6 protein-coding genes are annotated in these 4,999 nt (G+C 72.9%); 3 read left to right on the plus strand and 3 right to left on the minus strand.

Annotated features, from left to right (window positions below):
• Positions 1 to 279 precede the first annotated feature (279 nt).
• A complete protein-coding gene (locus E7Z54_RS20515; protein WP_136436598.1) occupies positions 280 to 2,031 on the plus strand; it encodes a PHP domain-containing protein in 1,752 nt (583 codons plus the stop codon).
• Entirely contained in the window at positions 2,028 to 2,636 is a 609-nt protein-coding gene (locus tag E7Z54_RS20520; protein WP_136436599.1) for a hypothetical protein, read from the plus strand. The genes E7Z54_RS20515 and E7Z54_RS20520 overlap by 4 nt, the downstream gene beginning before the upstream one ends.
• A gap of 30 nt (positions 2,637 to 2,666) precedes the next feature.
• Here E7Z54_RS20520 and otsB read toward each other — a convergent pair whose 3' ends face one another.
• From otsB to E7Z54_RS20535, 3 genes are read right to left on the minus strand one after another with little or no spacing between them, the layout of a single operon-like run.
• Positions 2,667 to 3,512, minus strand: a complete 846-nt coding sequence (gene otsB / locus E7Z54_RS20525; protein ID WP_136436600.1) for a trehalose-phosphatase — start codon at positions 3,510 to 3,512, stop codon at positions 2,667 to 2,669.
• 47 nt (positions 3,513 to 3,559) lie between these two features.
• Positions 3,560 to 4,075, minus strand: coding sequence for a LytR C-terminal domain-containing protein (locus E7Z54_RS20530; protein WP_136436601.1), 516 nt, complete (start codon positions 4,073 to 4,075; stop codon positions 3,560 to 3,562).
• A 14-nt stretch (positions 4,076 to 4,089) separates the two neighbouring features.
• Complete coding sequence (locus tag E7Z54_RS20535; protein ID WP_136436602.1) at positions 4,090 to 4,392, minus strand: DUF3263 domain-containing protein; 303 nt, start codon at positions 4,390 to 4,392, stop codon at positions 4,090 to 4,092.
• A gap of 124 nt (positions 4,393 to 4,516) precedes the next feature.
• Here E7Z54_RS20535 and E7Z54_RS20540 point away from each other — a divergent pair.
• A partial coding sequence (locus E7Z54_RS20540) for a Gfo/Idh/MocA family protein (RefSeq protein ID WP_168798436.1) occupies positions 4,517 to 4,999 on the plus strand: 483 nt, incomplete at its 3' end.

The raw sequence follows: 4,999 nt of genomic DNA on the forward strand, positions 1-4,999 counted from the left end.
CGGGCCGAGCTCCTGGCGCGGCTCGGCGAGCGCACCGCCGCGCGGACGTCGTACGACGCCGCGCTGGCCGCGTGCACGAACGACGCCGAGCGCGCCCATCTACAGCGGCGCCGCGCCGCGCTCGGCTGATCCGAGACCACGCCCCAGCACGGGGCCGGTCGTGGACAGCTCACGTTCACCGCACGGCCCCCTGGGCGCCACCTGACGAGCCTCGCGCCGTACGCCAGCGCTTCGGTTGGGTGGAGGGGCTCACATCCGACCCCCCTGAGAAGGACGATCGTGAACCACTCGCACTCGCACGGCGGTCACTCCCACGACCATGCGCACGACCACTCCCACGACCACTCCCACGACCACTCGGTCGACGACCTGACCCTCGCCGCCTCCTCCGACGCCGCCGACGGGGACCTGACCCCCGCCGAGCTCAGCCGCCGCAGCCTGCTCCGCGCCGCGGGCATCACCGGAGCGCTCACCGCCGGCATGGCCGGCATGACCGGCGTGACCCCGGCGATGGCGGAGGGCCGTGACGAGCACCGGGCCGACTGGCGCCGCGGCTCCGTACGCCACTGGCTCGCGGGCGACCACCACATCCACACCCAGTACAGCTCGGACGCGATGTACCGCGTCGTCGACCAGGCCCAGCACGCGGCGGCGTACGGCCTCGACTGGCTGGTCATCACCGACCACGGCGGGGCGACGCACGCCCGGATCGGGGTCGACCTGGTCAACCCCGACATCCGCGCCGCCCGCGCCGAACTGCCGGAGACGCTGATCTTCCAGGGTCTGGAGTGGAACATCCCGGCCGCCGAGCACGGCACCGTCTTCGTGGCGCCCGGCCGCCACGAGGTGGCGGTGCTCAAGCAGTTCGAGACCGACTACGACGGCAGCGTGAAGGACGCCCGCGACAACACGCCGAGCAACGAGGCCCTCGCCGTCGCCGGCATCCAGTGGCTCGGCCGTCAGGTCGACCAGCGTCGTGTGGACGACGCACTGTTCCTGGCCAACCACCCGGCACGCAACGGGATCGACAGCCCGCACGAGGTGCGGGCGTGGCGTGACGCCGACCCGCGGGTCGCGATCGGCTGGGAGGGCGCTCCCGGCCACCAGGCGGGTGGGCTCCCGGTCGGCTACGGCCCCGGGGCCGCCCGGGGCGGCTACGGCAACTCCGCCGGTGCCCGCTCGTTCCCCGGCTACCCGCCGGAGAGCTACCGGTCCTGGGGCGGCTTCGACTTCTACACGGCCACCGTGGGGGGCCTGTGGGACTCGCTCCTCGCGGAGGGGAAGCCGTGGTCGATCTCGGCCAACTCCGACTCCCACATCAACTGGGGCGCCACCTCGCGGCGGCCGGACGGCTCCTCGAGCGCCCAGTTCAACGCCGCCGGTCGGTACGGCGACCCGGTGTACGGCGGCACGGTCAACCTGACCGCGAGCGACTTCTGGCCGGGGTTCTACAGCCGCACCCACGTCGGGGCCTCGGACCGCTCGTACCGCGCGGTCATGAAGGGTATGCGGGACGGGCGGATGTGGGTGGACCACGGCAACCTTGTCAAGTCGGTCGACGTCCGGCTCGTGGCCGCGGACCGCCGCGGCTCGGTCCAGGAGACCCTCGGCGGGACGCTGCTGGCCAAGCGCGGCAGCCGGGTGCAGCTGGTCGTCACGATCACCGCGCAGGACGTGCCGAACTGGTCGCAGTTCGTGCCGAAGCTCAATCGGGTCGACCTGATCCGCGGCGCGGTCGTCCCCGGCCACGCCTCGGACCGCGACACCATGACCGCCCCGGACACCAAGGTCGTCGAGCAGACCGACACCTCGGGCCACACGGGGCGGTTCACCCTCAAGTACGACCTCGGCGAGCTCGACGAGCCGTTCTACGTACGACTCCGCGGGACCGACGGCAACCGGCAGCAGCCGGGCTACTACGGCGGCGAGGTCGACCCGGCGGGTCCGGCGATCGACGTGATCGGCGACGCCGACCCGTGGGTCGACCTGTGGTTCTACACCAACCCGATCTGGGCCGTGCCGATCCGGTGACCGCGACCCCTCCGGTGTCCACCGCCACCGCGGTGGCGGTGGACACCGCTGCCGCCACGCTCGCGGCGGTGGAGCATCTCGTGCAGGCCGTCGACCAGGCACTCACCGGCGTGCTGCCCGTGAAGCACGTCATCAGCACCCACGTCTCCCGCACCCCGACGCCGCGCTTCGTCGTGGTGCTCGGATGGGAGGGCAGCGGGCGCGGAGCGGTGGTCGACCGGCTCTTGGCCGCCCTGCCCCAGCTCACCGAGGTGTCCCTGGCGGCGGGAACCGCCCTGGTCGTCGCACCCGAGCTCGCGGAGGGCGCCGAGCCGGCGGTGGCCGAGCACCGGTCGCGGAGCGCCGGCCGTCTCGCGCGCTATCCCGGCCGTACGGAGATCGAGCGGCGGCTGACCGCGGCGGAGGTGGTCGCGCGGAGCTGCGTGGACGTGGTCGACAGCCTGGCCGGGACGGTGGTGGGACCGGAGTCCGTGCTCGACCTCACCGGCTTCGCGCGACCGACCTGGCGCGAGGGCCGGTGCTCGCTGCTGGTGCAGCCCGCGGCCGGCGGCGTGCTGGTGCCCTTCGAGGCTCGCGACCAAGTTCCCTGCTGCGCCGACCACTGACCGGCGCGCGAGGGCTTGGCTCAGCTGGGGTCAGCTGCGTCCTGCCTGCGCGTCCTGCGCGAACTGGCGCAGGAAGTCGAGGACGCCCTCCGGACCGCGGACCACCACGTCCGCGAGCGGGATCAGGGCACTCTGCTCCGAGGACGCCGCACACACCTTGAGAGTGGCCACCCCCTGCTTGGCGAGGTCCCCGATCGCGTCGAAGGCCTCCACGTCGCCGAGGTCGTCCCCGGCGAACAGGAAGCCCTGCGCATCCCGGTCGGCGGCCAGTCGCTCGACCACCATTCCCTTGTGGGACCCGGGTGAGCGGACCTCGATCACCGCGCGACCGGGCTCGATGACCAGACCGTGGCGACGGGCGAGCTCGCTCAGCGGCGGCAGCAGCCGGGCGAACGCGCCGTCGGGGTCCGGGAGCCGGCGGGTGTGCACAGCGACGGCCAGCCCCTTGTCCTCGATGTAGGCGTCCGCCGCGCCCGCGGTGCGCAGCGTGCGCGGGAGGTCGCGCTCGAAGGTGGCCAGGCCCCGCGGCGGCCGGGCGCCGACGATCCTGCGCTGGCTGGAGGACCAGCGCTCGTTGCCGTACTGGCCGAAGACGAAGAGCTCCTTGCCGACGGCCTGGATCGCGTCACCCACCTCCTCGAGCCCGCCAAGGTCGAGCGCCTGCCGCGCGGGCCTACCGGTGATCACTGCGATCGCGTCGACCTGGGCGGCCAGGTCGACGAGGACCGCGCTGGCATCGGGGTGGATGTGCGCTTTCGTCGGGTCGTCCACGATCGGGGAGAGGGTGCCGTCGAAGTCCAGGCCCACCACCGTTCGCGATGCGACCCGGACGAGCGCGTCGTACTGGTGTTCGCCCTCGACGGTTGGGAACTGCACGGCTCCATCCCACCATGCCGATGGTGACCGGCGCTGATCGCGGGTGGTCAGTCCAGCTCGCCGGTGAGGATCAGGGTCAGGCTGGTGGGGCTCATGTCCGCGTCCGCGTCGGCGGGCATGATCCGCGCGACACCCAGGTCGAGCGCGAGCAGCTGAGCCGCGGCCTTCCTGCCCGCCGGGTAGTAGACCGTCGTGGCGGGCACGGTGCCGTACCAGTTGTCGGCGGCCGCGACCGTCCATCCGGCCGCCGTCACCTTCTCCGAGACCCGCCCGGCGAGGCCGGTGATCGAGGTGTTGTTGAAGACCACCACCGTGTGGTCAGCGCGCTTGACGACCTTCTTCTTGGGCTTGCGCTGCTTCGCCGTCTCGGTCGCGGCCTCGGAGGTTCCGCTGGCCGCCGACCCGCTCGGTGTGGCCGCAGCCTTGGTCGCGGAGACGTCGCGCTCGGCGGACTCTCCACCGCGGGTGGCGACGAAGGCGATCGCGGCCAGCGCGACCGCCACGACGGTGAGCAACACGACCGGCGAGGGCAGCACGGCGCCGCGCTCGGAGCGGTCACGCACCGGGATCATGGGGCTCAGATCTCGAAGCCGAGGCGCCGCGCGGACCGCTGGCGCTGCCGCTGGGAGCGCAGCCGACGCAGGCGTCGGACCAGCAGCGGGTCGGCGGCGAGCGCCTCGGGACGGTCGATGAGCGCGTTGAGCACCTGGTAGTAGCGCGTGGCGGACATGTCGAACTGCTCGCGGACCGCACTCTCCTTGGCGCCGGCGTACTTCCACCACTGGCGCTCGAACTCCAAGATCGCGCGGTCTCGGTCGCTGAGGCCGCCGGGACCGGCCGCGGCGGCGGCGGTCTCCTGGGTGCTGCGCTCGGCGTTCATGAGGACTCCTCCACGGAACCGGGTGGGACGATCCAACAGGTGTGCGAACGTCACTCTAACGCCCGAATCACACCGATGTCATTCGCATCCCTCGGCGGGTCTCCGACCACGTAGGTTGTCCTCCATGGACACCAAGGTCGGCTGGGGCGTGCTCGCGCCAGGCCGGATCGCAGCCCTGTTCTGCCACGATCTCGCACTCATGCCCGACAGCCGCCTGGTGGCCGTCGGCTCCCGGGACCCGGCGCGCGCCGCCGCCTTCGCCGAAGTGTACGGCGCCCCCACGGCCGGCTCGTACGCGGACGTGCTCGCCCACCCGGAGGTCGACGTCGTCTACGTCGCCTCGCCGCACCCGTTCCACGCCGAGCACGCGACGGCGGCGCTCGAGGCCGGCAAGCACGTGCTGTGCGAGAAGCCGCTGACCCTCGACCATGCCAGCGGGGCGGCGCTGGTCGCGACGGCCCGTCGCTGCGACCGGTTCCTCATGGAGGCGGTCTGGACGGCTGCCCATCCGGTGATCCGCGACCTGGCGAGCCGGCTGCGCAGCGGCGAGCTCGGCAGGCCCCGGCGGCTGAGCGCGGCGTTCTGCTTCGCCGGCGCGGAGGACCCT

Source organism: Nocardioides sp. (genome assembly GCF_004803405.1).
Lineage (GTDB): Bacteria > Actinomycetota > Actinomycetes > Propionibacteriales > Nocardioidaceae > Nocardioides > Nocardioides vastitatis.